Annotated in this window: 21 protein-coding genes; 5 read left to right on the forward strand and 16 right to left on the reverse strand. The window is 42.3% G+C overall.

Annotation, left to right across the window (positions count from 1 at the left end; translation table 11 throughout):
* Positions 1–155 precede the first annotated feature (155 nt).
* Together S4054249_RS14400 and S4054249_RS14405 are read right to left on the reverse strand one after the other, a co-directional pair.
* Positions 156–515: a hypothetical protein gene (locus S4054249_RS14400; protein ID WP_046358600.1), complete on the reverse strand. Its 360-nt coding sequence runs from the start codon at positions 513–515 to the stop codon at positions 156–158.
* 9 nt (positions 516–524) lie between these two features.
* A complete protein-coding gene (locus S4054249_RS14405) occupies positions 525–2,501 on the reverse strand; it encodes a methyl-accepting chemotaxis protein (protein ID WP_235611254.1) in 1,977 nt (658 codons plus the stop codon).
* A gap of 241 nt (positions 2,502–2,742) precedes the next feature.
* Here S4054249_RS14405 and S4054249_RS14410 point away from each other — a divergent pair, with 241 nt between their 5' ends.
* Entirely contained in the window at positions 2,743–4,335 is a 1,593-nt protein-coding gene (locus S4054249_RS14410; RefSeq protein ID WP_046358598.1) for an ABC-F family ATPase, read from the forward strand.
* Positions 4,336–4,463: 128 nt separating this feature from the next.
* On the opposite strand, the gene S4054249_RS14415 is transcribed toward S4054249_RS14410, so the two are convergent.
* The gene (locus S4054249_RS14415; RefSeq protein ID WP_046358597.1) at positions 4,464–6,335 is read right to left on the reverse strand and encodes a DUF885 domain-containing protein; all 1,872 of its coding nucleotides are present in this window, start codon (positions 6,333–6,335) and stop codon (positions 4,464–4,466) included.
* A 493-nt stretch (positions 6,336–6,828) separates the two neighbouring features.
* On the opposite strand from S4054249_RS14415, the gene S4054249_RS14420 reads away from it, so the two are divergent.
* Complete coding sequence (locus S4054249_RS14420) at positions 6,829–8,382, forward strand: polysaccharide deacetylase family protein (RefSeq protein WP_046358596.1); 1,554 nt, start codon at positions 6,829–6,831, stop codon at positions 8,380–8,382.
* A gap of 96 nt (positions 8,383–8,478) precedes the next feature.
* On the opposite strand, the gene mltG is transcribed toward S4054249_RS14420, so the two are convergent.
* The 9 genes from mltG to yceD all read right to left on the reverse strand — a co-directional run bounded on the left by mltG (position 8,479) and on the right by yceD (position 15,645).
* Entirely contained in the window at positions 8,479–9,462 is a 984-nt protein-coding gene (gene mltG, locus S4054249_RS14425) for an endolytic transglycosylase MltG (protein ID WP_046358595.1), read from the reverse strand.
* Positions 9,459–10,223: an aminodeoxychorismate lyase gene (gene pabC, locus S4054249_RS14430; RefSeq protein WP_046358594.1), complete on the reverse strand. Its 765-nt coding sequence runs from the start codon at positions 10,221–10,223 to the stop codon at positions 9,459–9,461. The genes mltG and pabC overlap by 4 nt, the downstream gene beginning before the upstream one ends.
* 57 nt (positions 10,224–10,280) lie before the next feature.
* Positions 10,281–11,519 (reverse strand): beta-ketoacyl-ACP synthase II, encoded by a 1,239-nt coding sequence (gene fabF / locus S4054249_RS14435; RefSeq protein WP_046358593.1) that lies wholly within the window; start codon positions 11,517–11,519, stop codon positions 10,281–10,283.
* An 81-nt stretch (positions 11,520–11,600) separates the two neighbouring features.
* On the reverse strand, positions 11,601–11,837 hold the full coding sequence (acpP, locus tag S4054249_RS14440; protein ID WP_010374019.1) for an acyl carrier protein: 237 nt from the start codon (positions 11,835–11,837) through the stop codon (positions 11,601–11,603).
* 208 nt (positions 11,838–12,045) lie between these two features.
* Positions 12,046–12,792 carry a 3-oxoacyl-ACP reductase FabG gene (fabG, locus tag S4054249_RS14445; protein WP_046358592.1) on the reverse strand — a complete coding sequence of 249 codons (747 nt, stop codon included), beginning with the start codon at positions 12,790–12,792 and terminating at the stop codon, positions 12,046–12,048.
* Between the two features lie 12 nt (positions 12,793–12,804).
* Positions 12,805–13,731 (reverse strand): ACP S-malonyltransferase, encoded by a 927-nt coding sequence (gene fabD, locus S4054249_RS14450; protein ID WP_046358591.1) that lies wholly within the window; start codon positions 13,729–13,731, stop codon positions 12,805–12,807.
* 156 nt (positions 13,732–13,887) lie between these two features.
* A complete protein-coding gene (plsX, locus tag S4054249_RS14455) occupies positions 13,888–14,928 on the reverse strand; it encodes a phosphate acyltransferase PlsX (protein ID WP_046358590.1) in 1,041 nt (346 codons plus the stop codon).
* Positions 14,929–14,939: 11 nt separating this feature from the next.
* Positions 14,940–15,110: a 50S ribosomal protein L32 gene (gene rpmF, locus S4054249_RS14460; RefSeq protein ID WP_023400289.1), complete on the reverse strand. Its 171-nt coding sequence runs from the start codon at positions 15,108–15,110 to the stop codon at positions 14,940–14,942.
* Between the two features lie 10 nt (positions 15,111–15,120).
* On the reverse strand, positions 15,121–15,645 hold the full coding sequence (gene yceD, locus S4054249_RS14465; RefSeq protein WP_046358589.1) for a 23S rRNA accumulation protein YceD: 525 nt from the start codon (positions 15,643–15,645) through the stop codon (positions 15,121–15,123).
* 121 nt (positions 15,646–15,766) lie between these two features.
* On the opposite strand from yceD, the gene S4054249_RS14470 reads away from it, so the two are divergent.
* Entirely contained in the window at positions 15,767–16,363 is a 597-nt protein-coding gene (locus tag S4054249_RS14470) for a Maf family protein (RefSeq protein WP_046358588.1), read from the forward strand.
* On the opposite strand, the gene S4054249_RS14475 is transcribed toward S4054249_RS14470, so the two are convergent.
* The gene (locus S4054249_RS14475; RefSeq protein ID WP_046358587.1) at positions 16,343–16,984 is read right to left on the reverse strand and encodes an HAD-IA family hydrolase; all 642 of its coding nucleotides are present in this window, start codon (positions 16,982–16,984) and stop codon (positions 16,343–16,345) included. The genes S4054249_RS14470 and S4054249_RS14475 overlap by 21 nt on opposite strands.
* Positions 16,974–17,936: a 23S rRNA pseudouridine(955/2504/2580) synthase RluC gene (rluC, locus tag S4054249_RS14480; RefSeq protein WP_046358586.1), complete on the reverse strand. Its 963-nt coding sequence runs from the start codon at positions 17,934–17,936 to the stop codon at positions 16,974–16,976. The genes S4054249_RS14475 and rluC overlap by 11 nt, the downstream gene beginning before the upstream one ends.
* A 546-nt stretch (positions 17,937–18,482) precedes the next feature.
* Between rluC and rne the strand changes: the two genes are divergently transcribed.
* Positions 18,483–21,728 carry a ribonuclease E gene (gene rne / locus S4054249_RS14485; RefSeq protein ID WP_069949073.1) on the forward strand — a complete coding sequence of 1,082 codons (3,246 nt, stop codon included), beginning with the start codon at positions 18,483–18,485 and terminating at the stop codon, positions 21,726–21,728.
* Positions 21,729–21,940: 212 nt separating this feature from the next.
* Here the strand turns inward: rne and S4054249_RS14490 are convergent, their stop codons facing one another.
* Both S4054249_RS14490 and S4054249_RS14495 read right to left on the reverse strand, forming a co-directional pair.
* Entirely contained in the window at positions 21,941–23,269 is a 1,329-nt protein-coding gene (locus tag S4054249_RS14490) for a murein transglycosylase domain-containing protein (RefSeq protein WP_046356057.1), read from the reverse strand.
* 45 nt (positions 23,270–23,314) lie between these two features.
* Positions 23,315–23,893 carry an LPP20 family lipoprotein gene (locus tag S4054249_RS14495; RefSeq protein ID WP_046356058.1) on the reverse strand — a complete coding sequence of 193 codons (579 nt, stop codon included), beginning with the start codon at positions 23,891–23,893 and terminating at the stop codon, positions 23,315–23,317.
* 205 nt (positions 23,894–24,098) lie between these two features.
* Between S4054249_RS14495 and S4054249_RS14500 the strand changes: the two genes are divergently transcribed.
* The gene (locus S4054249_RS14500; protein WP_230851859.1) at positions 24,099–25,805 is read left to right on the forward strand and encodes a hypothetical protein; all 1,707 of its coding nucleotides are present in this window, start codon (positions 24,099–24,101) and stop codon (positions 25,803–25,805) included.
* Positions 25,806–25,813 lie beyond the last annotated feature (8 nt).

Here is a 25,813-nt window from a genome sequence, read left to right on the forward strand (position 1 = left end):
CGCGGTATTAAAAAATAAGTCAAACAGGAAACCCCTCCCGCCAACATCAACAAAAAACAATCACTAGCCCATAAAACCACTCTAGGCATATAGCTTAGCTAAATACCTAAATTAAATGGTTCAAAGCAATTGTATACATGATACGGAGGGCTACGTTACCCGCCGCACTTGTTGAATTCTTCTGATGCTTTTTCATACACAGTACAAAAATCCTCACTGCCATTACTCGCTTTGATTTGCTGTCCATCAAACAACGCCGTGATGACTTTTGACTCGGTAATGGTTACGCGTTTATTGCGGCACGATTTGACGGCCATTTCTCCACACTCTGCTGCTGTTGCGGCTTCTTTAAATTTAGAGCAGCGCTGCTTGCCCTTACATTTTTTATAGCTGATCTTCTCTTTACCCGGACACGCAGTTCTGAGGTACTTTATTTCACATGTCCCAGCCTTTACCTCTACCGGCATGGCACTTAAAACCAGTGATACAGCCCCTATTGCTAAAAGTAGTTTCATTTTCATCTCCTAAGTTTTAAATTGGCTCATCATCAGCCTGAGTGTTTCGGCCATTTCTGTCAGTTGCTGACTTGCCTGTTTGTTTTCTTGTGCGTGATTTGAACTGAGATTAGTGATGTCATGCATATGCTGCACACTTTCAAACTGACTCACCGCAGCTAAGCTCTGCTGCTCAGATGCCGCGGCTATCTGCTGACTCATGTCTTTGATAGTCTCAACACTGGTTATTATTGAACCTAACGTACCTTGTACCGCTTCAATACCACTCACACACGTATGGGTTTCACGTTGTGAGTGAGACATCGTATCTACTGCGCCTTTCGCACCATCTTGCAATCCCGCAATCGCTTTCTCAATCTCTTCTGTCGCATCTTGAGAGCGACTCGCCAATGTTCTTACTTCATCTGCCACAACAGCAAATCCACGCCCCTGCTCTCCCGCTCTCGCAGCTTCTATGGCCGCGTTTAGCGCTAACAAGTTAGTTTGTTCAGCGATGCTTCGGATCACGGCAAGCACTGTATTAATGTTTTCAAGCTCATTACTCAATTGATTAATGGCATTGGCTGAAGTCTCAATGGATGACTCAAGCCCTTTGATATTCTGCACATTAGTCACTAGCAAGTTTTCCCCCGATGCGGCTTCCGAACTTGCTTGCTGCACTTGCTCTAAAGTGCGATGTATACTGTCGGTAACAGAGCTAACCGTCTCTTTCATCTCAGAGATAGAGCTACTCATAGCGCTCATCTGCTCGCTCTGTTGTGTTGCACTACTACAACTTTGCTCTGCTATGATATTGGTTTGTTCAGCAGTCGACGCAAGCAGCTGTGTGTTACTGGTGACATCTTTGAGCGTTAATGCAAGTGTGGTAATCAACTTTTGAATATTGGCAGCCAATTGACCGAACTCATCTTCTTTAAAGCCAGTCAGTTGCACTGTTAAATCGCCTTGTGCAGCTTGTTTAATAGTGTCAATAATCGAGTGTAGAGGCTTACGCACACTGTTAATTACAAAGTACGCGATTGTCACAGACAATAAAATCGTGACCACTGTCAGTGCGGTCGTGACTTGTTGGCTTTCTGCAATCGCATTTTCAGCCGCTTGCTGAGCCTCTTCAGTTGACCCAACAATACGGGCATTGAGCTCTTTCAGCTGTGTTTGTAACTTATTCGCTGTGATAGAGGCTTCTTCTATTAGGGTTTTTAAGCGCTTTTTCTCATTTAATGTCTCTAACCTTGATTTAAGCGCATTATCTGAGCCCACAACTGCTTCTCTGAATAGGGTAAAGTTACTCTCCATATCAGCCAATGACTGACTATTGGCCACATCAGGCGATTGCTTCAGTTTGCCTAACTGACCTTCCATTTCCGCAATCGACTCTTTGGCGACACTGGTCACATTCATGATTTCAAACGTGATACTCGAGCCCAACCCAGCATTCACTTCGTCAACAAGCGTTTCAACATTTTCAATGAGCGAATTTACTGTGTCTGATACGCTTTGGTTATCAGATATGCCATCCAAGTCGTAAGCTAAACTGAGCGTTTCGTCACCCATATCTGCAAACTCACTTGCCAACTCTGATGTTTTCTCTTTTAACTTAAGTGCGCTGATTGCATTATCAAAAGCTTGATCTGAACGTTGAAAAAAGATCGAATTTAATTTCCTTGAATTATCAAAAGGCGTACTCAACTCAAGTTCAGACTTGGTCAGTGCAGACAACCGACTCAACGCGCTTTCATTTATTGTTCTTTGCGCATCGTACTCAGTACGAATTGCATTTATTGCACCCAGTGACGTTGCTTGGTCAAGTTGTGTAAGAGACAATCTGGATAACAACACAGATTGCAACATATTATTGCCAGAGATCAGCGTAGGTACGCTTTGTTTGGAAACCTTTTGAACAGATCCACCGATAGTTATGTTCCCTGTCAGCGCTACTATGTAAATAATGCAAGCTAAAACTACAACTGCCGTAAACCCACTCATTACACGAGCCGAAACGGTTAATTGCATATTGTGATGATCATTTTATGTCTACGTAATTAAACTTATAGTCAACAATCTGCATATTGGCGAGTTTGACACTAAAATTGAACGAATCTGAACAATGCCATAGTTTTCACCGTACCGAATTGCCGAAATCACACATTTATATGGTTCAGCACTTGCAGTTGTAGCCTTCAGCGGGTAACGTGGCGCCGATTTAAACTTTTTAAGGTATGAGATTTTGATTTCTACAGCGAATATCACACAGCAATTTGGCTCTAAGCCGCTTTTTGAAAATATCTCCGTCAAATTTGGCGAAGGTAATCGCTACGGCCTGATCGGTGCAAATGGCTGTGGTAAATCAACCTTCATGAAAATTCTTAGCGGCGAGTTAGAGCCTACTGGCGGTAATGTCAGTTACGATCCGCAAGAGCGCGTAGCCAAGCTTAATCAGGATCAATTTGCTTATGAAGAATACACAGTAATTGACACTGTAATCATGGGTTATAAGGAACTTTGGGAAGTAAAACAAGAGCGTGACAGAATTTACTCACTTCCTGAAATGAGTGAAGAAGAAGGCATGATTGTTGCTGATCTTGAGGTGAAATTCGCTGAAATGGACGGCTATATGGCGGAGTCCAAAGCAGGCGAACTTCTATTGGCTGTGGGTATTCCGACTGAACAGCACTTTGGTTTGATGAGCGAAGTCGCCCCCGGTTGGAAACTGCGAGTACTACTTGCACAAGTCCTATTTGCTGACCCGCATATCATGTTGCTAGACGAACCAACCAACAACTTGGACATCGACACGATCCGCTGGCTTGAGCATACCTTAAACGAGCGTAATTGCACTATGATCATCATCTCGCACGACAGACACTTCTTAAACAGTGTGTGTACACATATGGCTGACCTAGACTATGGCGAGCTGCGTCTTTACCCAGGTAATTACGACGAATACATGACCGCAGCCTCACAAGCAAGAGAACGCTTACTGGCAGATAACGCGAAGAAGAAAGCACAAATTGCTGAATTACAAACTTTCGTTGCACGTTTCTCTGCAAATGCCTCAAAAGCAAAACAAGCAACATCTCGTGCTAAGCAGATTGATAAGATCCAGCTTGAGCAAGTAAAAGCATCAAGCCGTCAGAACCCATTTATACGTTTTGAACAATCTAAAGAACTATTTAGAAATGCACTTGAGATTGAAAACCTATCTCAAGGCTTTGAAGAAGATTTATTCAGTGGCTTTAGCGGCATTTTTGAAGTCGGCGAAAGAATTGCTATCATTGGTGAAAACGGCGTCGGTAAAACAACATTACTAAATACATTGGCAGGTCAATTACAGCCTCGCGATGGTGCGTTTAAGTGGTCAGAAAATAGCAATATTGGTTATTATGCTCAAGATCATGCTGAAGACTTCGAAAAAGACATGGATCTGATGGAGTGGATGGGTCAATGGCGCCAAGAAGGCGATGATGAGCAAGTACTGCGCAGTTTCTTAGGCCGAATGTTGTTCTCTCAAGACAGCATCAAGAAATCTGTCAAAGTTTTATCAGGTGGTGAGCAAGGCCGAATGTTGCTTGGTAAGCTTATGATGCATAAACCAAATATTCTTTTGATGGATGAACCAACTAACCACATGGACATGGAATCAATTGAATCATTGAACACCTCACTAGAGCAGTATAAAGGGACTTTGTTCTTCGTCTCTCATGACCGTGTATTCGTTGACTCTTTGGCAACACGTATCCTTGAAATCAAAGACAACAAGGTAACTGACTTTAAGGGCACGTATACTGAGTTCTTAAAGTTCAGAGGTATCGAAGACTGATCCTTTTTGCGCGGTATTTTTGCCGCGCTGACCTCAACGCATTATTCTAAAAGTGTAACCGTTTATTCCATAAACGAGCGATACATACAAAAAAAGAAGCTAGCGCCTCTTTTTTCTATGCTTAATAACTACATGGCTTGATGTTTTTTCACCCACCGAGCAATGTCTTGCTCAACCAAAGCTAAAGGACGTGCACCTTTAAGCAAAATTTCATCATGGAAAGAAGTCATATCAAACTTATCACCGAGCGCTTGCTGCGCCTCTTTCCTCAAAGCTTCAAATTTCAACATACCGAGCTTATAACCTAAAGCCTGACCTGGCCACGCAATATAACGATCAATGGCAGGGACCACATCACTCATTGCAGAACCTGTTGCCTCAGCAAAATACTCAATAGCCTCTTGGCGCGACCACTTTTTGTAATGCAAACCAGTATCTACGACAAGCCGCGCAGCGCGATACGCTTCCGCTTGTAATCTGCCCAAATCACCGAACGGATCTCCTTCGTACATGCCCATTTCATAAGCAAGTAGCTCAGAGTAAAGTGCCCAGCCCTCTATATACCCGTTAAATGACGCGTTTTGTCTCATTAAGCCAATATCTGTTTGTAACATATTCAAGGCGATTTGAAAGTGATGACCCGGTACAGCCTCATGATATGTAAGCGTCTTCAAGCCAAAACTTGGTACCGCTTTCATGTCTTTCAAATTAATCGCAAACACACCAGGTCGGCTCCCATCTAGAGAAGGGCCATAATAATAACCACCAGGTGCTCCGGCTTCTACTTCAACAGGGATGCGTTTCACTTCAACTTTTTGAGGTGGTAAAGTAGAAAAATATTGTGGAGCCTTATCATTGATGGTTTTTATTTCACCTTCAAGAAAGTCTAATAAAGCTTGTCGTCCTTCATCGCTGTCTGCAAATAAAAACCTCGGCTCTTCATTGAGCCGTTTCATTCTGTCACTCACAGAACCCTGTGTATAGCCATTCGCTTTGAGGATCTCATCCATTCTTTTTGTGATACGTGTCACCTCTGCTTGGCCAATATCATGGATCTGCTGTGCAGTCATATCCGAATCAGCTAAGTACGTAATGGCATGTTGATAAAAGCCTTCACCATTTGGCTGTGACCAAATACCGACATTATTGGAAGCTTGCTTTTCTAAAGTCTGCATCGTTTTTGTAACACGTTCAAATGCCGAGTAAACTTGCTGCTCCACCACCTTTGCGGCAACTTGGGTTAACTCTTTACGGGTAGAAGCATCAATGCTTTGTGCGTCTGACAACTTTTGGGCAAAAGAAGTCACTAATACATGTTCATCCGCTTTTGGCTTCGTGTACCCTGTTAAATAAGATAATGTATTTGGGAATAATGGCTTTGGTAAAATCACGCCTTGTTTTGCGTCACTCAGTACTTTTTCATTAACTTGATCCACCATAATTGCAAATGCAGACAATCGCGATAAATATGCTTTTGCTTCAGATTCACTGTTAACCTCATGCTGATTTTGTAATATCCCAGGCACATCCATCAACGGACCAGAGATCTGGTTGACAATATAAGGTAAATGTCCGCCCCAAGTGTCAATGTAACCTGCATGAAAAACACTATCGCCAGCGTAATAACGCGCAATCACCTCATTGACCTGAACATGCAATAAATCCTTGTCATTCAATTTGGTTTGCTGCAATTGTTTGAGCTGCTCAGCTGCACGAGTCATATCAATCTGCATTGCTTGCATACCATCAACAGAATAATCAGGTAGGCGGTTTGAATACTCTCCATATTCTGCACTGTCGAGCTTTAATGACGTTGCCATTGCGGGCTGATGATGAATGAATGCTTTAGTATATTGTTCCACAATGGCGGCGACGTCAGCTCGACTCACCACCTCTTGGGTCTCCATAGTGCTCTCATTTTTCTTATATGATGCTGTTTCATTTGCACATCCCATGATTGCTAAGAGCACACCGGCCGCTAGCATACTTACCTTTCCCATTTAAATTCCCCAAGACGTTGTCACTATATTCTTAAATATGAATGTTAATTTAATTAAAGTATTTTTCACTGCTGTGTAATCTACAGAAGTTGCAGTGACATGTCACTTACCCAAGCGCCTTTGCAATGAATCAAAACGACTGTACATAAAGTGAAGTTAAAACAAGTCATTTTGAACTTTACTGGCAAAGCAAGGTAACTTAAAAACACATCAATTATAATATCGTAAACACCCCTCACTCTGAGCTGTAAATCAGTACTTTTAAATATTCAAAAATAATAAATAATCACATAGTAATGAAAGCCTTATCCAGCACAAAAAAGAAAACAACACACTGCTGTAAATCAATGTTTTTAAAACTTAAAAAAAATAAAACACGCCTTTTGAGATAGCGCAAAGCATTTGCAACTAAGTATATTAGCTCCCTTATATTGGCTTCATTTTATGTACAATGAATGTATCCCAATATAAAAACTTTAAGTAAGGAACTAACATGAAGTTTAAAATGTCAGCGCTGTCATTAGGTGTATTTATCAGCTTGTCAGCAGCCGCTCAAACTAACACTTCCGAAACAGGAACAACGCAAGCAACTCAATACGACTATTCAGACAATCAACCTTGGAGTCAAATGCCGCCAGCAAATTTGCGGCCAGTACAAGTCCCTCTATTCGTCTCTATTGGGTTTGATGACAATGGTTCAAAAGAAGGTATGGATTGGATCAATAATTATACCCGTCATCTTCACAACGATATGGGCGCAAACAATCCAGCGACATTTGATGGTGCGCCAGTCAGGTTTACTTTCTTCCATACGCCATCGTATATCGTGAAAGAGGCCGGCGACGAAGTCGGCATTAAACACGCTTGGCGTGATGCTTATGCAGACGGTCATGAAGTCGGTAATCATACCTTTAGCCATGGAGATGGTGGCCCTGACACAGGTAACTTTAGTGAACAAAAGTGGACAGAAGAGCTTAACATCACTCAGGCATGGTTGAGCAAACCCTACGACCCAACTGAAGTGACCAATGGTGCAAATAATGCTGCAGGGCCTGGTGTACCTGCCAGTGAAATCATTGGCTTTAGAACGCCTTACTTAAACCATAATAACGCTTTATTCTCTGCACTGGTAAAAGGCAACTTCGTATACGATACCAGTATTGAAGAGGGCTGGGACAGTCAATTTAACGGCACTAATAATGCGTGGCCTTATACTTTAAATAATGGCACCCCAACCAAACGCGTCGGAAAGCCTGATGTAGGCAATTTCCCAGGACTGTGGCAGCTTCCATCAAATGTTTTTGAAAAGCCACAGGGTGGAAAAATGGTTGGCTTTGATACCAATATGTGGGTTAGCACAAACATGAGCAAAAACGCCGTGCTCGAAATGCTTAAACATAATTTGCACTTGAGACTTGAAGGAAACCGCTCACCGTTGCTATATGGCGCACACGCGCACATCTATGCACCTGCATATGATCAAGGCGGCCGTGCAACTACCTATCTGGAGCGCCAACAAGCCATTGAAGAATTCATTCAATATGCGCTTAGCATCAAAGTCAATGGCCAACCAGTCGTTCGTATTGTGCCATTCAAAGACATCATAGAGTGGATGCGCAACCCGACCCCATTGACTGACGGCAAAGTCGTTACGGTAAAAAGTATTGGCGCAAGTCCAACTTATGTTCAAGGCAGTATTTATCAAAGAGGCGATCAAGTATACCACGACGGTAAGTATTACGAAGCCAAGTGGTATGCAGACTCAATGCCCGGTGCGCTTAGCCCAGACTATGACCCATGGAAATTACTCACCAGAGAGCAAGCAACCAAGGTTAGTCACCTAGGAAGTGTCACACCTGTTGGCGACATTTATGGCGATACACTGATTGCACCCAATAAAGCGCAGACATTCTATTTTAATGCCGCAGCAGGTGCGAAGGTTAAAAGCGTAACACTCAATGGCGTCAACTTAGGTGCGATGACAGAGTACACATTCAACAATTTAACCGCAAACCAGACACTCACAGTCGAGTTTAGTAAACAGTAATTAACCCACTAAAAAGGCTGCTGCACTGGCAGCCTTTAGATCCAAAGCAAAATTCAGCGTGTTAAACTACAGACGCAATATGCTCACTGCAATCAATTATTTCTGATTTAAAATATACTTTCTAACTGCTCTATTGTGTTCTTTTAGAGATTTTGAAAAGTGGTGTTCACCATTTCCTTTCGAAACAAAATAAAAGTAATCAGTTTGTGCAGGTTGTACAGCCGCTATGAGCGCATCGTGTGAGGGCATCGCGATCGGAGTTGGTGGAAATCTGTCAATTCGGTATGTATTGTACGGCGTATATTCCCTCAGGTGCGAACGCTTAATATCCCCGTCAAAACGCTCCCCTAGCCCATAAATCACCGTCGGATCAGTTTGCAAGCGCATTCCCTTGTTCAATCGATTGTGGAATACTGAAGAAATAATATCTCGCTCGGCAGCTTCACCGGACTCTTTTTCAATGATGGAGGCCAGGATCAGTGCTTCATATTGAGTTTTTAAAGGCAAATTTTTATCACGTTTGTCCCAAGCTTCAGACAGCACCGTTTTCATTTTTTGATGGGCACGATTTATTAGTGCAGAAGCACGTGTAGCGCCCTCATAATGATATGTATCTGGATAAAGCCACCCTTCAGGATGGTTATTACCAAACTGAGTGAACCTTGCAGACTCAGTGTCCTCAATATCGAATATCAAAAATGCACTATTTTGGAGGTTTTTAACCACGGTCTTGTAGGTATCACCTTCGATAATAGTAAAGGTAAAATCCGCTTTTTCGCCTAAGTTTATTTTTTCGATAGCAGATACTACCGTCATATTTTTCAGCTTATAAATGCCCGCTTTCAACGTAAATTTTTGCGGATATAATTTGCTATAAAATTTATAAGGTAAGCAACTAACCAATGCTTGCTGAGATTGCCATTTGGCGCATAAACTCGTAAACGTTTCACCCTGCGGGATCTCCGTATACTCTTCAGTTAATTTAAGCGTTTCACTTCGTAGAGGTTCTAAAAAGTGATACACACCAAAAAAAGCGCTCATAAAAATAACAGCAGCAATCCACAACAACACTCTGATCATATTGATATTTCTAATTTCATCTTAAGTTCAAGGGCAGTTTGTAGGTTAAACATTTGTTTGTCTATTGATTTTATCGGCACCAGCCCCATCAAGCTATTGCACATAAATACTGCATCTGCACCCATCAAATCTTCCATTGAAAGCGTTTTAACAGCTATTTCGTGATGATCTGAGAGCAGACTAAGATAAACCCCTTTAATACCGCACATCTCTAAATTAGGCGTAATGAGTTGGTGGTTTTTGACGATAATGATATTGCTAGCTGAGCATTCAATAACATTGTCCTGCAAATCAAGTACAATCACATCATCGCCTGATAGCCGCAGAGCCTCTTCTTTGATTAAGACCTGCTCTAAACGATTGAGCGTTTTTAGTCCAGCGAGTAAAGGCTGGTGCCCTAATTTCACAGTACTCACTGACAATGAAACACCTTGCGCTTGCCAATCGGTATAGTGGCTAGGAAACTCAGCCTTAGAGACTATCACCGTCAGGCTTGCTTGTTCTGGTAAACCATAACCTCGCCCACCTACACCGCGCGTAATAAGCAGTTTAAGCACGCCTAAACGACAGCCTCGAGTAGCCTCTTGGCAAGCATCAAACAACGCTTTCTCGTCAAGTTCAGGAAAGCGTAACACCTGCTGACACTGCTTTAATCTTTGGAGGTGATAAGGCCACAGTTGAAGTTCCTCATTTTCGACTTTAATGGTAGTAAAAAAACCGTCTCCGTAATTTAAGCCGCGATCTCGATGACTGATTTCCATATATTCCCCCAATAAAAAAGCCTGGCATTGCCAGGCTTAGTCAAACTATCAAAAGATTTAAATCTTTTTAAATAACAGTGACCCGTTGGTACCGCCAAAGCCGAATGAATTACACAATGCATAGTCTAATTTCGCATCCCTAGCAGTGTGTGGCACATAATCTAAATCGCAGCCTTCATCAGGATTATCTAAATTAATCGTTGGCGATACTTTCTGATCTACCAATGACAAAATACTGATTATTGACTCAACAGAGCCTGCCGCACCTAATAAGTGACCCATCATTGACTTAGAGGAGCTTACCATTACATCCTGTGCTGCATTGCCAAAAATAGATTTAACCGCAGAGGTTTCGGCAATATCACCGGCTGGAGTCGATGTACCATGCGCATTAATATAACCAATCTGCTCAGCATTCACACCTGCGTCGTTCAATGCATTTTCCATTGCAAGCGCAGCACCAGAACCATCTTCTGGAGGAGAAGTCATGTGATAAGCATCACCACTCATACCAAAACCAACTAGCTCAGCATAAATTTTTGCACCACGAGCTTTGGCATGCTCATACTCTTCCAGTACTATCACACCTGCACCATCAGCTAGTACAAATCCATCACGGTCTTTATCCCAAGGACGAGATGCAGCTTGAGGATCATCATTGCGAGTCGATAAGGCACGCGCCGCACTGAAACCACCCATACCAATAGGTGTAGAAGCTTTCTCAGCACCGCCAGCAACCATAGCATCCGCGTCACCATAGGCAATCATACGCGCTGCATGACCAATATTATGAAGACCTGTTGTACACGCCGTAACAATAGAAATGTTTGGGCCTCTCAGACCATGCATGATAGACAAATGTCCTGAGATCATATTGATGATTGTAGAAGGCACATAGAAAGGCGAAAGCTTTCTAGGGCCGCTGGAGATCAATTTGTGGTGATTCTCTTCGATTAGAGTCAATCCACCAATCCCTGAACCAACAGCAACACCAACACGCGCTGCGTTTTGCTCAGTGATTTCTAAACCTGAATCCTTTAATGCTTGGACACCTGCTGCGATACCATATTGAATAAACAAGTCCATTTTTTTTGTGTCTTTTTTGGACATGTATTCTGTCGCATCAAAGTCGTTAACTAAGCCAGCAAACTTAGTTCCAAAACTCGATGTATCAAAATGCGTAATGTTTGAAATGCCACTACGACCTTCTAATAGGCCTTGCCAGGTTGACTGAACATCATTACCTAGCGGCGTCAACATACCTAAGCCAGTTACTACGACTCGACGTTTAGCCACGGTTTCCTCCAAAAAGGGATTTGAAATTTTGCGGGGGTAGAATGAATGAGGGCAGCGAGTGCTGCCCTTCAGATCCGTTAATTACTCAGCGTGAGCAGTAACGTAGTCGATCGCTGCCTGAACAGTAGTGATTTTCTCAGCTTCTTCATCAGGGATCTCTGTGTCGAACTCTTCTTCTAGAGCCATTACAAGCTCTACAGTGTCAAGAGAGTCAGCACCTAAGTCATCTACGAAAGAAGCTTCTGATTTTACTTCTTCCTCTTTAACACCTAGTTGCTCAACGATGATTTTTTTTACGCGTTCTTGGATGTCGCTCATTCTTCTTTCCTTTATTAAAACGCTTTTGCGTTAATTTCAGATTGCGGCGTAGTTTACGGCGCATCATGTATTGATTCAAGGATTGACTAAGACTTTTTTGTCTGGTCAAACCTGTTACTAATTTTTTTTACTCTTTATCGCCTATTTTCAGGGCAATTTCAAGCTTGTTTGCGGCAAGATCACAAAAATTTAAATTATTTTGTAATCTTTACACCATATACATCGCACCATTTACATGCAATGTCTCACCAGAAATATATGCCGCGGCATCAGAAGCAAGATATGCAACTGCTGCTGCAATCTCTTCAGGCTGGCCTAAACGACCTGCTGGTACATTTGCTAATGTCGCTGCTTTTTGATCTTCGGTTAGCTCGTCAGTCATGTCTGTTTTAATAAAACCAGGTGCGATGACGTTTACCGTAATACCACGAGATGCCACTTCACGAGCAAGTGACTTAGAAAAACCAATTACACCCGCTTTTGCAGCAGCATAGTTAGCTTGACCAGCATTACCCATTGTACCAACAACAGAGCCAATATTAATAATACGACCTGATTTTTTCTTCATCATAGGACGAAGTACGGCTTTTGATAAACGATAAATGGCACTTAAGTTAGTGTCAATTATATCAGTCCACTCATCATCCTTCATGCGCATAAGTAAATTATCACGCGTAATACCAGCGTTATTAACTAATACATCAATATCGCCAAAATCTGCTTTGATCTGCTTTAATACAGCTTCGATAGACTCTACTTCAGTTACATTTAACTTGTAGCCTTTACCGTTTTCACCTAAGTATTCGCTGATTCTTTCAGCGCCAGAGTCACTCGTCGCAGTACCAAGTACCGTCGCGCCTTGCGCAACCAAAGTTTGTGCCACAGACTTACCAATCCCGCGACTTGCGCCGGTTACCAATACAATTTTATCTTTAAGATCAAATATATTTGACATTTTTCTTCTCTATTATTCTGCACTTTCAACTGATGCTACATCGTTAGCAGCAGCACATTTAACTGATTTATCGATTCTTTTTGCTAGGCCAGTCAGTACTTTACCTGGACCAAACTCATAAGCTTGAGTAATTTCCTGCGCAGCTAATTTTTGAACCGTTTCGGTCCAACGAACCGGGCTAAATAGCTGTCTCACTAAGGCATCTTTTATTTCAGCAGCGTTTTTTGCTACTTCAACATCGACGTTATTAATTACTTGATATTTAGGCTCCGAAAATGTCAGCGCATCAAGATCAGCAGCTAGACGCTCAGCAGCAGGCTTCATTAATTCACAATGAGACGGCACACTTACAGATAAAGGTAGTGCACGTTTTGCTCCTGCTTCTTTACATGCTTCACTTGCACGTGCAACAGCGTCTTTATGACCTGCAATAACTACTTGACCAGGTGAGTTAAAGTTAACAGGAGAAACAACTTCACCTTGCGCAGCGCCTTCACATACTTTAGCAATCACATCATCGTCTAAACCAATAATTGCCGCCATTGAACCTGTGCCTGCTGGTACAGCTTCTTGCATATATAAGCCACGCTTTTCTACTAGCTTGACTGCCGCAGCCAATTCTAACACGCCTGCACATACCAACGCTGAGTACTCACCTAAGCTATGACCAGCTAGCACTAACTCTGCATCAGCACTTTTCGATTGCCAATGACGGAAAATTGCAACACTAGCAGTCAACAGTGCAGGTTGCGTTTTATCTGTTTTATTTAACTCTTCTTCCGGACCATTCAATACTAAATCTTGAAGGTCGTACCCCAGCGCTTCAGAAGCCTCAGCGAAGGTATTTTTTACAACTTCAGAAGACTCCAATAACTCTGATAACATACCAACACTCTGAGAGCCTTGGCCTGGGAAAAGTAAAGCAATTTTTTGTGACATAAGATGCTCTTTTACTCGTCTTAAAATTAGAACACCTACAATTAGCATGACTGACTAGACCTAGAACGCCAATTGTCGAAGTGTGACTAAATTTGATTATTCAAAAACAACTTTATCAGAACGACCGCGAACTTCGCTAAAAGTGTAGCGTACGTGCTAACTAATGGACGTTTCTTCCACGTCAGTCATTTTTTCAAAAGCTGTTTGTATTTTTTCGGGAATGCGTCGGTTAATCTCTCTAACAGCTTCATCAATCGCTGCTAAAAATGCCTTATTCGATGCATTTCCGTGACTTTTTACGACAATACCACGTAATCCTACCAGACTTGCACCGTTATACTGGTCGGGGTTCACCTTTTTATAGAGTTTTTTTATCACTGGGCGTAGTAAAAATGCAAGAACCTTGTAAAAAAAGTGTTTTTTCAGGGCTTTCGTGAATTTTAGCATGATCAACTTAGCAATTCCCTCGCAAGTTTTTAATGCTATATTCCCTACAAAACCTTCACAAACAATAACATCTGACTTACCAGAGAATATATCGCTGCCTTCGCAATAACCTTGGTAGTTTAAATGCTCACACTCAGACATTAGCTTAGCGGCTTGTTTGATACCTTCATGACCTTTAATATCTTCGGCACCAATATTGAGTAAGCTTACTTTTGGGTGCTCTTTGTCTAATGACTCGCCAGCAACGATTGACCCCATAATTGCAAACTGAAATAACGTTTCAGGATCGCAAAGTACATTTGCACCTAGATCAAGAAGATATACTGGGTGTTTTTGTTCTGTCGGCATTGAAGTGATCAACGCAGGTCTTTTAATACCTGGCAACATTTTCAACACGTAATGTGCCATAGACAGCAAAGCGCCTGTATTACCAGAACTCACGCATGCCTGAGCCTGACCTGACTTCACAAGGTCAAGTGCGATACGCATTGAAGACTTACGTTTATTTCTGAGTGCGTGTGCAGGTTCGCAGTTGTTTGTGACGACTTGATCGCAATGTTTTATTATAAGTCTGGGATGATTTAATTGATTTTCTTTACTAAGCGCCTGTCGCAATACAGCTTCATTACCGCATAACAACAAAGTTAAATTTGGGTATTTATCAACTGCAAGAATAGCAGCTGGAATAGATGAACGGGGGCCGTAATCGCCCCCCATCATATCTAACGCGATGGTTAGATTAGTCAGCATAAAGCAATCTCTTACTTAGAAATTACTTTAACGCCTTTGTAGTAACCATCTGCAGTTACGTGGTGACGACGATGAGTCTCACCTGAAACTTGGTCTACAGTTAAAGCTGGTCCGCTGATAGCATCGTGTGAACGACGCATGCCACGACGTGAACGAGTCACTTTGCTTTTTTGTACCGCCATTAGCCTTCTCCTAAGAATCTTTCTTAAGTTGTTTTAAAATTTCAAATGGATTTGGTTTACTTTCTTCTGTTTCGATTTCGCCAAAGCTCACTGGCTTATTTGAAAACGAACATGAAGCTTCATCATGCATAGGAACTATAGGAATCGCTAAAATCAATTCATCTTCAATCAATTGTTGAAGATTGATTTCACCTTCTTCATCTAACTCCACCACATCGTAGCTTTCTGGAAGATCATCCGACTCTGCACCTAATCCGACTGGCGAATACGCAAAGTCTTGAGCCAAATCCAACCCTAATTCATCATTACAACGTTGACACACCAAAGTCACTCGTGTTCGAGCTGAGCCCCGAATCACAACCAAACCTTGCTGATCAATATCGCAATGAATAGTTACCGCTATTTCACCTACCTGATCCTGCACAACTTGCTGCAGTCGAGAAAGTTCTTCAAGCGACACAATGCCGTCATAAGTAGCTCGACGCTGCGCTGCCCTGCCTGGATCAAGAGTGATGGGAATTTTCACCTTTTGCATAGGGGCTGCATCATATAGATTGTTAGTGGTTTAGTCAAAGTAAAAATAAACTTTCCTATTGTTTTTCGTAGACTAACCCTTATCCTTGTCTCAATTACTCAGTTCAGATAAAAATAGATTCATGAAAACACCTATTATATTAGCCTCTAGCTCACCATTTAGGCAGCAAATTTTAAAAAAAATTGGTCTCGCTTTTTCCACATTCACCCCCGACATAAATGAATCAGCTTTAGTGCAAGAGTCACCACAAGATCTGGTAAAGCGCTTAAGTGAAGATAAAGCAAAAGTCGCTCGCCATCACTTCTCTCAAGGTCTATCTATCGGCTCAGACCAAGTTGCTGTATTTAATAATGAAATTTTAGGAAAGCCACATAATAAAGAAAATGCCATAAAGCAACTTACTTTATTTAGCGGGCAATGTGTCACCTTTTATACGGGGTTGACTGTATATAATATCGAAGAGCAAAAGTGTATTTCTAAAGTTGTGCCATTCAACGTTTACTTTCGAAAACTCACTCAAACTCAGATTTCTAACTATTTAGATATCGAACAGCCATATAATTGTGCGGGTAGTTTTAAAAGTGAAGGTCTAGGAATTTGTTTATTTGAAAAGTTAGAAGGGGAAGATCCTAATACTTTGATAGGCCTTCCACTTATTGAGTTGACTAAATCGCTGGCGGAGTTTGGCGTTGATGTACTAGAGCAAGCAAGTCAATAACTGCTCAAACTCATCGACAATATGAATTGGTGAATAAGCCCGCAGCTCAGCAGCGTTTGCAACACCAAATGTCACACCAACGGCGGCCACACCAGCTCTCGCCGCCATATCCATATCAATTGTTGTGTCCCCTATCATGACAGCTTCTTGTGGTGCGACATCTAATTCCGCCAAAATCTGCTGTATCATATCCGGATTTGGTTTCGATTGGGCTTCATCGGCAGTTCGAGTAGAGACAAAATAATGTGCTAACCCCGATTCGCTAAGCAATCTATCAAGCCCTGTACGACTTTTTCCCGTCGCAATGGCCAATTTAATATTATTGTCAGATAATTGCTTAATAACACTTTCAACACCTTCAAAGAGCTCAGTAGGCGTACAATCTATATCTCTATAAATCGCTTTATAGGCATCAGCTAGTTCAGCACTTCTTTTTGACTGTGCAGGGAACAAGGTTGCTAATGCATGTTCAAGTGACAATCCAATAATGCTTTTGGTTTTCTCTTCAGTCTCTCTCGCAAATCCATATTTATCTGCGACTAAATTAATGGTGTTAACTATTTTAGGCACCGTATCCATTACCGTGCCATCCCAATCATATATAACTAACTTATAATCCATTCTCTGCTCTTAACGTTTTTATACACGATGACAATGCATCATCCAATGGTGCTTCAACGTGAACGGTTGTCTCTGTTTTAGGGTGAAAGAAACGAAGCTCTCGTGCATGTAGAAACAAGCGCCCCAGCCCTTTGCCACGCATTTGTGCGTCAAATGCTTGATCACCATATTTATCATCGCATGCGATAGGGTGGCCTTTACACTGAGTATGTACACGAATTTGATGAGTACGACCAGTTACAGGAGACGCTTGAACTAGCGTCGCACCATTAAACCTTTCTAATACGCGAAAACGAGTATGAGATGCTTTTCCTTCTTCATGGTCAACACGCACGACACGCTCACCTGATTTTAAAGTATTTTTCCTTAGCGGCTCTGTCACATTCTTGTGTTTTGAAGACCACTCACCTGCTACGAGTGCCCAATAGTTTTTCTCCATGGTTTTCTCTCGTAGCTGCTCATGCAACCCTTTCAATACCGCCCGTCGTTTCGAAATCAAAAGGCAACCAGATGTATCTCGGTCTAAGCGGTGAACCAGTTCTAGCGACTTTTCTTGAGGTCTTAACGCACGGATAGCCTCAATTAAACCATAACTCAGGCCACTCCCGCCATGCACCGCCATACCTGAAGGCTTATTTATAACAATCAGATATTTATCTTCATATATTATGCAGTCTTCTAGGCCTGCAACCCTATCTAAATTCTTAGGAACAAATTCTGTTTTTTCGGCAGTTTTAACCGGCGGGATCCTCACTACATCATCAATTTGCAGTTTATATACCGGTTTAACACGCTTTTTGTTAACGCGCACTTCGCCCTTTCTCAAAATTTTATAGACTGCACTCTTTGGTACACCTTTTAAGTGGGTAACCAAAAAGTTATCAATACGCTGACCTAACTGATCTTCGGTGATAGTTACAAAGGTAACTTGTAAACCATTCTTTTCTGACATTGCCTAATCACTGATTTGAGTAATAATTTAGTTGCTATCACACAGTTATTAGTGGGATAATCGACTCGCAAATTTTGCGAGCATTGCTTTTTTATCGCAAATAAACTGTCGTGATGCACATCTTGGGTGGAGGATCATACAGATCAGAGCTAAGATTTCCAAAGCTTTTATCTCCGACCCAAGACAATTATTACGTGTAATTGGCATAAGGTGAAGCGTGTAACAGTTCATCCTTCAATTGCCAGACACGACGTACGAGTAAATAAAAGCAAAACTATCGTGTCTTGTGTAAATTTGTGGGTGTGTTTAACCCGAGCGAGTTCTGTAGCAAAAGTAAAAGCTATTTTTTAACCCGTCGACAATATGATTCAGGCATAAGTGTTAAAACAGACTAAGTTCCCTTCTCCCCAGTCGTGAGACTGCATCAGTAACAGGAACATTTAAACTGCCTGCAATGGCGCACAAGAATAGTATAAGTAGAATTTTATCGCCCCGACGTAATGTAAGTATGGGAAGATAAATAAAGTAAATAGAGTATAAGAAAATATGAAACGCATGCTAATCAATGCGACGCAGCAAGAAGAAATGCGCGTTGCACTGGTTGATGGCCAACGTCTATACGATTTAGATATAGAGAGCCCTGGTCACGAACAAAAGAAAGCCAATATTTATAAAGGCAAAATAACCCGTATTGAACCCTCACTTGAAGCTGCTTTTGTCGATTATGGCGCAGAGCGTCACGGCTTCCTTCCCCTCAAAGAAATCGCTAAAACATACTTCCCTGACGGCTATACGTTTAACGGTCGCCCAAATATCAAAGATGTGATCAAAGAAGGTCAGGAAGTTATTGTTCAAGTCGACAAAGAAGAGCGTGGACAAAAAGGGGCAGCATTAACAACCTTCATTAGCGTTGCTGGTAGTTATTTAGTACTAATGCCTAATAACCCGAGAGCCGGTGGTATTTCACGCCGTATCGAAGGTGACGAGCGCATTGAGCTTAAAGAAGCGTTAAGCCGCCTTAAATTACCAAAGGGTATGGGACTTATCGTGCGCACCGCTGGCGTAGGCAAGTCATTTGAGGAACTTGAATACGACTTAAAAGCACTGCTTGTACATTGGCAAGCTATTCAAGAGGCCGCAGACAGTCGCAAAGCTCCTTTTTTAATCCACCAAGAAAGTAACGTTATTTTCAGAGCGATTCGCGATTACCTTCGCCGTGATATTGGTGAAATCTTAATTGATAAGCAAAAGGTATTCGATGAAGCGAGAGCGCATATCGAGCGTTTTAGACCTGACTTCATAAATCGTGTGAAACTGTACAAAAATGATGTGCCTCTTTTCACGCACTACCAAATTGAAAGTCAAATTGAGTCTGCGTTCCAACGCGAAGTACGCCTGCCTTCTGGTGGCTCGATTGTCATAGACCCGACTGAAGCGCTAACTTCTATAGATATCAACTCATCTAAGGCGACAAAAGGCGGTGATATCGAAGAAACGGCTCTGAATACAAACTTAGAAGCCGCAGATGAAATTGCCAGACAGTTAAGACTTCGAGATCTTGGTGGACTTATTGTCATTGATTTCATCGATATGACACCTCCACGGCACCAGCGTGAAGTTGAAAATCGCTTAAAAGAAGCAGTTAGAGCAGACAGAGCACGAGTCCAAATCGGTAAGATTTCACGATTTGGTTTATTAGAAATGTCTCGCCAACGCTTGCGTCCATCTCTTGGCGAAGCGAGCCAGCATACATGTCCACGTTGTAGTGGCCAAGGCACGATCCGCTCGAACGAGTCCATCGCACTATCAATTTTAAGATTAATTGAAGAAGAAGCGATTAAAGAGAATACTGCGCAGGTAAATGCTCAAGTCCCTGTAAAAGTTGGCTCGTTCTTACTTAATGAAAAGCGTCGTGCGGTGCAGCGTATTGAGAAAAGACATAACTGTCACGTTGTAATCATTCCAAATCAACACTTAGAAACGCCTCACTACGAAGTCATTCGCTTACGTAAAGATGATGTGCCTGAACTTGCTAGCTATGAGCAAGTAGCAGAGCCTGAAGCTGATGTTGTAGAAGTGCAAATGACGCAGGTAACGCCTAAAGAAGAGCCTGTATTAAAGGGTGTGGTAATGCCTTCAGCGCCAGCTCCTGCATCTCAGCCAGAAGTAGAGAAAGCACCAAAGCCAGCGGCTGATAAAAAGGCTGAGCAAGCACCTAGTTTACTAACGCGAGTAAGTAATTGGTTAAAAGGCTTATTCTCTGCTGAAGAGGAGCAACCTAAAGAAGATGAGAAGAAGCAGCAACCGAAGCGTCGTGGTAAACAAGATAACCGTCGTCGCAATCAAAGACGTAAAGGTCGTGGACGTAGTGATGCTCAAAAAGAGATAAATACTAACGACAACCAAGGAAAAGGCGAAGACAAAGATCGTTCAGATAACCAAGAACGTTCTGAAAATCGTAACAAGCGACGCCGTCAGAACAACCGCAAGCGTGTAGATTCTGATAAGCAGCAGAATGTTAGCAATGAGAATCAAAAACAAGATACTCAGCAGGAACAAAAGGAAAAGCCTGTTAAGCAACGTCGCCAACGTCGTAACTTGCGTAAGAAAGTACGTGTCGAAAATCAAGTTGAAGCGACTCAAGAAGCCGTTGCAACAGAAGACCCTCAAGTACCTGTCGAGACTGTACGCATCGAAAAATCAGTTAAACCTGTTGAAGAAGCACCAGTCGTTGAAGAAGTGAAGCATGCCGCTACGGAAACGTCGGACAAAGCTGAAGCTCCTGTTCAATCAACTATCAGTGATGAACAGCATGAGCAAGCAGAGATTGTCGCAACTGTCGCTGAGCATGCTGAAGAGGCAGATCCAGATAAGCGTGAGGCAAAAACTCGTTCAAGACGTTCTCCTCGTCACCTAAGAGCGGCTGGACAAAGACGTAAACGCGGTGAATCAGCAAATCGTCAATCTGCCCCTGCTTTTGTGCCAGTTGCAGATCAAGCAGCGGCTGAATTTGAAGCACAGCAGCGCTCTAGTGAGACTAAAACGATTGAACAAGCACCTCTAGCAGGTCAAGTTCCCGTGATTGAGTCAGCCCCGTTGACCGAGCAAACACCTATTACAGAACCTGCACCTGTCGCAGAACCTGTACCTGTCGCAGAGCCTGCACCTGTCGCAGAACCTGCACCTGTCGCAGAGGCTGCATCTGTCGTAGAACCTGCACCTGTCGTAGAACCTGCACCTGTCGTAGAACCTGCACCTATCGCAGAGCCTGCATCTGTCGCAGAGCCTGCATCTGTCGCAGAACCTGCACCTGTGGCAGAGACTGCACCTGTCGCAGAGCCTGCACCTGTCGCAGAGGCTGCACCTGTCGCAGAGGCTGCACCTGTGGCAGAGGCTGCACCTGTCGCAGAGGCTGCACCTGTCGCAGAGGCTGCACCTGTCGCAGAGGCTGCACCTGTCGCAGAGGCTGCACCTGTCGCAGAGGCTGCACCTGTCGCAGAGGCTGCACCTGTGGCAGAGGCTGCACCTGTCGCAGAGCCTGCACCTGTCGCAGAGCCTGCACCTGTCGCAGAATCTGAACCTGTTGCATGTAGTCGTACGCGTTATAACTGTACATCAGCATCACCTATGACTAAAGCCAGGTCTACAGACACGTTAGTAAACGTAGCAGCTCCTAAGGCGATGCCTAACGAACTCAGAGCTGTCATTAAGCCTAGTGGCCTAGGAGCGGGCTCCAAATCACCGACTGCCCGAGCAAGTGCTCAAATGGCATCTCCGCAAGCGGTTGAATAAAAGTCTGAAAGATGTTCGTAAATATGAAAACCAGTCATTATTGACTGGTTTTTTTTACCTCTTTTTAAGCGGGCCACTTTGCGTTTCTTTAATTCAAACTCGGTCAGTCAGGTCAGGTCAGGTCAGGTCAGGTCAGGTCAGGTCAGGTCAGGTCAGGTCAGGTATACACTCAGCATATGACAGTAGCAAGTCAACTTGCTACTGTCTTCAGCTTAAATATATAGTTTTTCGGCCGTTAATACCTTTTTAAGATAGTGCTTAGTCTCATCATAAGGTAATCCTGTTTGCAGTGCCTCTAAAACGCGCTCTGGAGGCAAAGAGTTAATCACTTTGGCCGCAGCGCGAATATTCCGAGAATTGTTCGTATTGAAAACTCTCGCGACATTTCCCGCGCCTGTATTGTAAGCTGCAATCATGCAGTACTTTCTACTTAAAGGATCCTTTATCTGACTTAGATATCTGTCATTTAATAAATGCAGATACGCAGTACCAGCTTCAATATTATTATTCACCACATACAAATATGGTGCACTCATAGGCGCATCAATCTTAAATAAAAAGCGATTAACATCAACGCCAGCGCTGGTTGGTACAACCTGCATTAAGCCGTAGGCAGGAATATGCGATTTCGCAAGTGGGTTAAAGTGGCTCTCTGTGTGCATTACCGCCAATACCAAGCTTGGCTCAATCTCGAATCGTTCACTGTGCTTGGCAATATTCTCTGTGTAATTTGAAGCTCGCTTTTTGGCCAGACTTCCCTGAGGCAGCTTAATCGTCACTTTCGTGACTTTTCCGTCATTTTTCCCTGCAATTTGCCTCACAGATTGCGCAAGATTTTGTATACGTTTGACTTCAAGTTGCTCTAGTTTAGCCTTGTCTTTAACAAGCTTGCCTTCTACCTCAACTTCACTCGAATCTGGCAACGCCAACCGATCGTCCGCTTTTTTTTCTAATAGTTGCTTTTGCTCAAGAGTTTGTTGCTTTATTTTCGCTTTTGCATCGATGATAGCATTAACTTTCAAATTTCTATCTATTTCATAGTCTTGAATAGTCGCTTTATCTAGAGATGCATTATCACCATTAAAAAAACTTTGCATTAAAGCACTTTCAGACTGCCTGAAGCGTTCAAACTCACGTTGTATCTCAGACTTTGATGGTGCACCTGCGCCTTCATGACGAATACTCAAAACAACTTCATTGCGTTCGAAGTCAACTTCAAGACGAGCGCGGTTATCTTCAGAGTAAGTTACATACTCACTTTTTGACGCTACCTTTGCTTCGCCCCACTCTTTAATTAATTCATCTCTAAACGCGTCGTACTCTGCTAAATGCTGCTCAACAAACTGCTCGTATTCACCCAAATGCTGAGCTTTAAATTTTTCAAATTCAGTTTGTTCCAAGCTCGAATTAGGGCTAGATTGCTTTTTGCTATCATAACCCTGCATCTCTTGTGACAACTCATCAAAAAGTGTCGCAGTACTTGCATAAGCAGTACCTAGTGCGAATTGAGAAGCGATTGTTAGTGCTAGTACTTTCTTCACTTTAAAATCCTTACAAGCAAAAAGCGCGCCTGAGAGCGCGCTTTATTAATTTGTCAATCTAGCAATTTCTTTTTCTAAGTCCTTTTCAGCTTTATATGCTTTGAACTCTTGATATAAAAACTTTTCATCTTGAGGGTTGAGTTCTTTTTTGCTCTCTTTGATAACATCTTTGAATAGCGACTGTGTTAATTGTGGGGATAATACGACTAGAGAACAATAATAGTCTTTACCGCCGATCTCAACCACATCTGCTCTATTTACACGTGAGCCGTTAAGTGTTTGCTTTGTAAGTTGTTTTGATACCGAACTGAATGTCGACCCAACTGTAGTATCATCGTTAGCATCCGTACGGTTTGCAAATGTTTTGTCCAAACCCTCAATGCGCGTTTCTATTTGCTGTGCCAATGCAAGTCGAGCATTAGCGACTGAACTTTTTTGGTCGATTGAAATATTACCAGAGAATTTAACACAATCAGCCGCAGCGATACCGTTCTCAATTGTTGGATTTAAAACCCAATCTGGAATATTTACTTTTGATTGAGAAGCAGACTGTTCTTGTGTAGAGCTACAACCTGCTAGGATCCCTGTAACAAGCACAGTTGTAAGTAGCGATTTAAGTTTCATGGTATTTTCCTTCGTGAGATTGATTGCCTAAAGCGATGGTATAAATTTATCAAAAGGCTCGACTAATTACAGTAATAAATTGTAAGAACGATTTTTTACAACTTTATTCTTTAAAAAAACTAAAAAAATCTTAAACTTGCTGACAATATAACTGAATAAATTGGTATAGTCACTGTCATGTTTTTTACAAGTCATGGATGTCAATGTGCTAAATAACATAGTAAACAAATCGCACTTTGCTTTCTTAACAATAGTTTATGCATTCTTGTTAAGCGGGTGCCAAAGCACACCTGCAAATAAGAGTGCAATTCTGCTTGCTCAACAAGGGCAATTTGAAACTGCCAAACAAACAATAAGATCTGATTATTCTGCAACAGGTAAAAGCAAACTCCTGCACTATTTAGAGTTGGGTATGCTAAATCACCTACAAGGTAACTACCAACTCAGCAACCAGCTTTTAGATCAAGCGCAACAAATTATAGAAGAGCAATATACAATTAGTATTTCTGAAAGCGCACTTGCATTAGTCAGTGGCCCTACTTATACCACTTATGCAGGTAAAGTATACCACCGCCCACTTATCAATTTTTATAAAGCACTCAACTACAACGCATTGGCAAATCAATCCAACAGTGGAAGTGAAGCACTCCTTGACTCCGCACTTGTAGAAATGCGCCAGCTAGATACATACTTAAGTGGAATGAAAGATAAGACTGGCGGCTATGGCAGCCAGCAAGAACTTTCTGGTTTAGATAGTATAACTCAACAAATATATAACTTAACGAGACCCTTGTTTGCGCCCAATGATTTGCTTGAAGATATAGAGTATAAAGATGATGCTTTCGCACATTATGTAAGTGGCATTCTGTTTGAACGCAGTGGGGAGTTAGATTCAGCTCGGCTTCAATATCAACGAGCGTTACAAGCTTTTGAAAATGGATTTGCCCAACAATACAACATCGATGATACCATCATCACTCAAGTAAAAACTGACTTACTCCGTGTCATGCAAACCGCAGGCGGCTACACTAATGAGGTTGCAAAATTAAAAAAAGCGTTAAACATTGATAACGCAACTTCCACTCAACCCATGCTTAATATTTTGCAAAATATCGGGATCGGTCCTCAAAAAAAGCAATTTAATCTGCTTTTAAATATCGATGAAGAAGCAAAAGCGCTGGTTATGACTCCTATACTTTGGGGAACACGTCAAGAGCAACAAGCACAAATGCGTTGGTTCCAAATGCTCTATGCGGATACCAGTATCTTTGACCTGATCCAAAACTATGCAACGGGCGATATTGGCGATGTTGCCATGGGCGCTCTCACTAAACGTATTCCCTTAGGGCCATTATGGGAAGATGCTGTAGATGTGGGGCTTGTCAGCGCACTTGAATACGGTAGCCGTATTTCTGTTACCTATCTGGAACCGATACAACAGCAAATAAATCACTCTGAAGTGTGGGTTGGAAATCAGAAAGTTGCCAATTTAGATAAAATCTACTCTGTAAGCTTACTCACACTGCAAGATGCATTGAATAATGCCAACTCAGAAATTCAGATCGCATTAGCAAGAGAAATAGTTAAAGCGATGACCGCGCAAAAAGCAATTTCAGCAACCGGTTTGGATACTTCATTTTCAGGGTTTGCAAAACTCGCGACTTCGGTTGTCAACGCGGTGACGGCCTCTGCTGATTTAAGGCAATGGCAATCCTTACCTGCACAAATTAACTATGTTCAGCTCCCAATTACCAAGGGGGAACATGTAATTACACTCAAGACACATTTATCATCGGGACAAGTAATCGAACAAACTGAAACGATACGCATAGTCGATGATATTACGCTTTGGCATACGCGTACTTTTCTCAATCAAACGCGTACTCAAACCACGGATTCAACTTTTTTATAATGGAAAAA

The organism is Pseudoalteromonas luteoviolacea (genome assembly GCF_001750165.1).
Taxonomy (GTDB): domain Bacteria; phylum Pseudomonadota; class Gammaproteobacteria; order Enterobacterales; family Alteromonadaceae; genus Pseudoalteromonas; species Pseudoalteromonas luteoviolacea_G.

Coding starts and splice junctions, on each gene's coding strand:
- pabC (WP_046358594.1), bottom strand. CDS start 10,223: ATGGAAATCAGTCATCGAGATCGCGGCTTAAATTACGGAGACGGTTTT.
- S4054249_RS14405 (WP_235611254.1), bottom strand. CDS start 2,501: ATGAGTGGGTTTACGGCAGTTGTAGTTTTAGCTTGCATTATTTACATA.
- rluC (WP_046358586.1), bottom strand. CDS start 17,936: ATGTCAGAAAAGAATGGTTTACAAGTTACCTTTGTAACTATCACCGAA.
- rne (WP_069949073.1), top strand. CDS start 18,483: ATGAAACGCATGCTAATCAATGCGACGCAGCAAGAAGAAATGCGCGTT.
- fabG (WP_046358592.1), bottom strand. CDS start 12,792: ATGTCAAATATATTTGATCTTAAAGATAAAATTGTATTGGTAACCGGC.
- yceD (WP_046358589.1), bottom strand. CDS start 15,645: ATGCAAAAGGTGAAAATTCCCATCACTCTTGATCCAGGCAGGGCAGCG.
- S4054249_RS14415 (WP_046358597.1), bottom strand. CDS start 6,335: ATGGGAAAGGTAAGTATGCTAGCGGCCGGTGTGCTCTTAGCAATCATG.
- S4054249_RS14420 (WP_046358596.1), top strand. CDS start 6,829: ATGAAGTTTAAAATGTCAGCGCTGTCATTAGGTGTATTTATCAGCTTG.
- S4054249_RS14475 (WP_046358587.1), bottom strand. CDS start 16,984: ATGGATTATAAGTTAGTTATATATGATTGGGATGGCACGGTAATGGAT.
- acpP (WP_010374019.1), bottom strand. CDS start 11,837: ATGAGCGACATCCAAGAACGCGTAAAAAAAATCATCGTTGAGCAACTA.
- fabD (WP_046358591.1), bottom strand. CDS start 13,731: ATGTCACAAAAAATTGCTTTACTTTTCCCAGGCCAAGGCTCTCAGAGT.
- rpmF (WP_023400289.1), bottom strand. CDS start 15,110: ATGGCGGTACAAAAAAGCAAAGTGACTCGTTCACGTCGTGGCATGCGT.
- mltG (WP_046358595.1), bottom strand. CDS start 9,462: ATGATCAGAGTGTTGTTGTGGATTGCTGCTGTTATTTTTATGAGCGCT.
- S4054249_RS14470 (WP_046358588.1), top strand. CDS start 15,767: ATGAAAACACCTATTATATTAGCCTCTAGCTCACCATTTAGGCAGCAA.
- S4054249_RS14495 (WP_046356058.1), bottom strand. CDS start 23,893: ATGAAACTTAAATCGCTACTTACAACTGTGCTTGTTACAGGGATCCTA.
- S4054249_RS14400 (WP_046358600.1), bottom strand. CDS start 515: ATGAAACTACTTTTAGCAATAGGGGCTGTATCACTGGTTTTAAGTGCC.
- plsX (WP_046358590.1), bottom strand. CDS start 14,928: ATGCTGACTAATCTAACCATCGCGTTAGATATGATGGGGGGCGATTAC.